The 5,982-nt window shown below is 33.8% G+C and carries 6 protein-coding genes; all 6 read left to right on the forward strand.

Going from position 1 to position 5,982, the window contains the following annotated elements; genetic code table 11:
- Window positions 1-276 (forward strand): helix-turn-helix domain-containing protein (locus tag DWZ53_RS10935; RefSeq protein WP_233541890.1); only part of this gene is annotated, 276 nt, incomplete at its 5' end.
- Between the two features lie 493 nt (window positions 277-769).
- On the forward strand, window positions 770-1,651 hold the full coding sequence (locus DWZ53_RS10940) for a PRD domain-containing protein (protein ID WP_004801002.1): 882 nt from the start codon (window positions 770-772) through the stop codon (window positions 1,649-1,651).
- Entirely contained in the window at window positions 1,644-3,032 is a 1,389-nt protein-coding gene (locus tag DWZ53_RS10945; RefSeq protein ID WP_117816331.1) for a PTS transporter subunit EIIC, read from the forward strand. The genes DWZ53_RS10940 and DWZ53_RS10945 overlap by 8 nt, the downstream gene beginning before the upstream one ends.
- Before the next feature lie 2 nt (window positions 3,033-3,034).
- A complete protein-coding gene (locus DWZ53_RS10950; protein WP_004797835.1) occupies window positions 3,035-3,526 on the forward strand; it encodes a PTS glucose transporter subunit IIA in 492 nt (163 codons plus the stop codon).
- A gap of 1 nt (window position 3,527) precedes the next feature.
- Window positions 3,528-4,964: a glycoside hydrolase family 1 protein gene (locus DWZ53_RS10955; RefSeq protein WP_004797837.1), complete on the forward strand. Its 1,437-nt coding sequence runs from the start codon at window positions 3,528-3,530 to the stop codon at window positions 4,962-4,964.
- A 57-nt stretch (window positions 4,965-5,021) separates the two neighbouring features.
- Window positions 5,022-5,840 (forward strand): Cof-type HAD-IIB family hydrolase, encoded by an 819-nt coding sequence (locus tag DWZ53_RS10960; protein ID WP_040462892.1) that lies wholly within the window; start codon window positions 5,022-5,024, stop codon window positions 5,838-5,840.
- Window positions 5,841-5,982 lie beyond the last annotated feature (142 nt).

Here is a 5,982-nt window from a genome sequence, read left to right on the forward strand (position 1 = left end):
AAGTTGAATAAGGATTATATGTATTTTTATACAAAAGTATCAAGTGCCAATGTAACTCCAGCAGGAAGAATGGTTTATAGAGCATTACTACGATACGCAAATAGGAAAACATGGTCTTGTTTTCCGTCAGTTAAAACAATTGTCAATGATACAGGACTTTCGGAAAGAACAGTAAGAAAGCAAATAAAGATACTTGTAGAAGAAGAACTCATAATAAAAATTCCAAGAAAAAGAGAAAACAATGGAAATACATCTAACATGTATTTTTTTAATTGATCTTTATCTTGGGATAACTGTAATTATATAAGTACATAGGGAAGGTGCAGTTAAGACATCCCTGTAACTAGTTTATTAATATTTATTACAGAAAAATATTATTTAAATTTTAAATATAATTAGTCTATAATATATATTACCTGACTTTAGAGGTTGAATAGTAAAAAATGGTGCAAACCTCTAAAGACGGGTAAAAAATAAAAATTTGACGAAAAAAAAGACGTACATAAACGACATTTGGCTATTTTGGCTATGAGCAAGTGTTAAACTCCCGTATGTATTGTTATGTTTCTGAATTTTTATTCCAAAACCAGAAAAAAATATAGAATACTGTTGACATTGAAAGCGGTACCGGCTATACTTACAGTGTAATACAAATTAAGACTTGTTACTTAATCTAAGCTATTAAGGCAAATTCTTACGTTAGTTTATCTGAGGCGGTAAACTAAATGTTTGAGTTTGCCTTTTTAATTTGTATTAGGGGAGGAGAATCATGCTCAAGTTAGATAAACAGGTGTACAGGACATTTAAAGTAGTGAACAATAATATTGTTATCGTTAAAGATTCAAACGGCCGTGAAATGATAGCGATAGGAAAGGGACTTGGGTTTAAAAAAAGCAAGAATGATATTGTTTATCCTGAAGAAATTATGAAGACATATATTTATCTGGACAGACAGAAAAATTTAAATCTTACTTTATTTGAAGAAGTGCCTTTCGAAGTGATTGAAGTATCACAACATATTATTGATTATGCTGCTAAAACATTGAATCAAAAATATAATGTCAACTTACTTGTCAGTCTTTCGGATCATATTGATTTCAGTGTTAAACAATTCAGAGAGGGAAATAATACCTCAAAGTTGTTTAATGAAGAGATTAAGAGATTTTACGAAGATGAGTACCAAGTAGGTAAGTGTGCTATTCAATATATTAACGAAACTCTGCATGTAGATCTTCCAAAAGATGAAGCAACATCTATTGCTTTCCATTTGATTGTGGCGTCTCAAGAAAAAACAAATATTGAAACAAGAGAATTGCTCGAAGGCGTAAACAGTATTGTGAATATCACAATGAAATATCTTGGAAATCAGATAGATGAAGATTCGTTAGCGTATTCAAGGTACATTATTCACCTGAAATTTTTCTTAAGCAGAATTGTCAGTCATCAAACTTCTAACGGTTCTATTGAAGTTACTAATATATTCGGTCAATTGGTCACGAAGTATGAAGGAGTTGACAGGTGTATTCATGAAATCAGTGAATTTATTAATGGAAAGTTTAATTACAGATGTACTGATGAAGATTGTATTTATTTAATGATTCATATTGTAAGGCTGTATGAGTTACAAAGAAAGGACAATAATAATGGCTAAAATAGATTATGATAATTTGACAAAGCAGATAGTGGAATATGTAGGTGGTGTCGAAAATATCAAAACAATTACACACTGCGTAACACGTTTAAGGCTATATTTGAATGACAGAAATAAAGCAGAGGATGAGAAAATAAAAAATCTACCTGGAGTATTAGGTGTGGTTTATGGAAATCAGCAGTACCAGATTATTCTTGGTGAACATTTATTCCCTGTATTTGATAATCTTGAAAAAAATTATTCAGTACAGACAGAAGCCCCAATTAATGAGAATCTTGATGAAAATCTTGTGTCCGGTAATGAGAAGAAGAATTTCAAATATTATTTTGAAAAAGCAATTACATTTATGTCTCAGTCACTGACACCATTCATTACTGTAGTATATGGAGCAGGTATGCTGAAAGTAATTCTCTCTTTACTGAGTTACTTCATCCCATCAGTAGCAAGTTCTACAGCATATACAATGCTTAACTTCATGTCCAGTGCACCATTCTACTTTATGCCTGTATTAGTGGCATATGGTACAAGTAAAGTTTTAAAATCCAATCCTGCTTTTTCAATGGCAATTGCACTGACATTGGTATATCCGGATTTTAATACTATTATGACTGCCGGAGAAGCTACTACAATGTTTGGACTTCCTGTACATTTAGCTTCCTATGGTAGTACATTACTTCCAGGTATTTTTACAGCTATTCTATGTGCATATCTGGAAAGATTCTTCTACAGAGTAATTCCTGGATTATTCAGAAGTGTATTTGCTCCATTATGTGTATTCTTAATTGGTTTTCCAATCGTTGTATTAGCATTAGGTCCTATTGGTAATATTGTTGGTTCTTGGATTGTCGCAGGTATCATCTGGTTACAAGCACATGTAGGTGGATTTGCTCCGGGTATTATTGCCGCAGCTCAGCCATTCTTGGTTATGATGGGTGTAAATATGTTGCCTGTAGCTCCTATGATGGAATTGTTCTCTCGTACTGGGTATGATAACGTGTTCAGACCTGGTTGGATTTTACATAACATTTCTGAATGTGGTTCCTGTTGTGCTGTTGCTTTAAAAACTAAAGATAAAGAATTTAGGGCAACTGCATTATCAGCTGGTATCGGTGCTATGCTTTCCGGTGTTTCTGAACCTGCATTATACGGTGTTAGTCTTCGCTTGAAAAAACCGATGATTAGTATTGTAGCTGGTGGTATTGCTGGTGGTGCTGTTGCCGGGTTTATGGGTGCTAAAGCTTTTGCAATGGGTTATTCTTCTATCCTTGGTGTAGTTATTTTTGAAAAAACTATGGGAGCAATTCTTGCGGGTGTTGCTGTTTCCTTCGTGGTCTCATTTCTATGCACTTATGTTTTATATGATGGAAAGGGCATCAAATAAGTATGTTTAAGTTGTTTTCAAAAAAAGAAGAAAACACAAATGATTTTGCAGCTGTGGTAAGTGGGAAAATCATTCCACTTACTGCAGTGAATGACGATGTGTTTTCTAAAGGTATGATGGGAACCGGTGTTGCCATTGTGCCTGACGATGATGTAATTGTGGCTCCATGTGATGGAGAGGTCACAATGTTGTTTCCTACCATGCATGCATTTGGAATGAAAAATGAAGATGGTGTAGAAATACTGGTACATATCGGTATTGATACTGTAAATAAACAAGGTGTTGGATTTAAAAAGTTTGTAGATGCTGGCACAACAGTCCACAGAGGGGATAAAATCATTCGCATGAATTCCTATGATTTGAAACAGGAAGGATATGATCTGACAACAATGATGATTTTTCCTGGTTGTGAGAAGAAAATGAGTTTCACTACAGATGGATATGCAAAAAAAGGAAAAACAATAGTAGCTGAATATAAGAAAGAAGGAGAATAATATGGCATTTTTAAATAAAGAAGTAAAAAAGGAATTTCCTGAAGGATTTTTATGGGGTGGTGCAGTAGCTGCTAACCAATGTGAAGGTGCTTATCTAGAAGATGGCAAACAAATGTCTACTGCTGACATTAAAGCAAGAGGTTTTTTTGGAGGATTGAGAAGAGATGCAGATTATTATCCTACTCATAAGGCCATTGACTTCTATCATACCTATAAGAGTGATTTAAAATTGATGGCTGAAGCTAATTTTAATATCTTCAGAACATCTATCAACTGGGCCAGAATTTATCCGACTGGAGAAGAAGAAACTCCTAATCAAAAAGGACTTGATTTCTATCATGATATGTTTAAATACTGTCATGAACTTGGAATGAAAGTAATGGTTACTATTTCTCATTATGAAACACCATTATATTTAGTAGACACATATGGTGGATGGGATAATCGTAAATTTATTGGGTTTTATATGAAGTTTGTCAGAACGATTGTTGATAATCTTGACGATGTTGTTGATTACTGGCTGACATTTAATGAAATTGGTAACGCGGCTGTAAAACCTATCTGTTGGGATGCTGCATGTATTTATCCTGACAGCGAAAATCTGCTGCAAAGAATGTATCAGGCAGCACATCACCAGTTTGTAGCAAGTGCACTTGCAGTAAAGTATATTCACCAGCATTCTAACCATGCTAAAGTTGGGGCAATGATTGCGTACAAGACAGTGTATCCTTACACATGTAACCCAAAAGATGTTATTGCTGCTGAAAAAGAAAAGAGAAAAGAGTATTTCTTCTCCGATGTTCAGGTAAGAGGAAAGTATCCGGATTATATCTGGCAGTATTTTGAAGAAAATAATATCAAAATCACTTTTGAAGAGGGAGATGAAGAAATTATTGCTTCTTATCCTGTAGACTTCATTACATTCTCTTATTACAGAAGCAGAGTAGTATCTTCTGAAGAGACTGAAGCTGCTGAAAAGATTATTGATACAAATACACTTGAAGGTATTGTAAATCCATATTTACCAAAGACAGGATGGGGATGGTCAGTTGACCCAGACGGATTAATGCTGGCTTTACAGGATTTATATGACAGATATCAGAAGCCATTATTTATTTCTGAAAATGGATTAGGCGCTATTGACACGGTAGAGGAAGGTAATGTAATTAATGATGATTATCGTATTGATTACATGAGAAAACATGTTCAGGCTATGCAAAGAGCTATTGAAAAGGGTGTTGATCTGTTCGGATATACTATGTGGGGTCCTATTGATATTGTTTCTAATGGTACAGGACAAATGTCAAAGAGATACGGCATCATCTACGTTGATTTGGATGATGAAGGAAATGGTACAGGAAACAGATATCTGAAGAAGAGTTACAATTGGTACAAAACGGTCATTGGTACTAATGGCAAAGATTTAGGAATTGAATAAAAAATAGAAAAGATGTTCGGAAATCATAGAACATCTTTTTTATCAGGAGTTGTGAATATGGCAATATTGTTTTTAGATGTAGATGGGACATTAATTAATTATAAAGCACAAATACCATCATCAGCAAAAGAGGCGGTTATCGCAGCAAGAAAAAATGGGCATTTTGTATTTTTGTGTACTGGATGTTCTAAACAGGAAATACTGGAAAGACATTTTGATTTTGAATTGGATGGTTTTATTGGAGGAAATGGAAATTATATTGAAGTACAAGGCACAGAAATGTTTCATAAACCATTAACTTATGTTCAATGTAAACATTTTACAGATTGGTGTATTTCAAGATCTCTTGCCTATAGATTTGAGTGTAACAGTGGCATATATATCAGTGATGATTATATGGAAAAGTCAGTACAGGCTCGTATGAAATATGCATTTGGTAATAATAAATCAGCTGTAAATGCACCAATAAACCCAGCTTTTAGAAAAATGACATCAAAATATAGAGATGATGTAAACAAGACAGCATTTGTATTAAATAGTTATCAAGATTATCTGGATGCCGTGAAAGAGTTTAAGGATATGGTTGTGGGAACCTGGGGTGGAAAAGGGCAACTTGCCCTTTATGGAGATACCAGTCCCGAAGGAATCAGTAAAGAATTTGCTATCAATAAGTTACTGGACTATTTACATATGGATAAAAAAGAATCTATATGTTTTGGTGATTCTTCAAGTGATCTTCCTATGTTTAATGCCTGTAATATAAAGATTGCCATGAAAAATGGAAACGATGAAATAAAGCAAAAAGCAACCTATATTGCCGATGATGTAGATGATAATGGAGTATATAAAATGTTCAAACAACTACAAATCATTTAATATGATGCATATAAAAAACAATGTTAAATACATTTCAGAAGATTGTGAAATTTTGTGTATTCCTTTATGGCATGAATGGTTTTTAGATAGTATAGTACCTGACTTTAGAGGTTGAATAGTAAAAAATGGTGCAACACTCGAT

Source organism: Coprobacillus sp. AF33-1AC (assembly GCF_003475785.1).
Classification (GTDB): domain Bacteria; phylum Bacillota_I; class Bacilli_A; order Erysipelotrichales; family Coprobacillaceae; genus Faecalibacillus.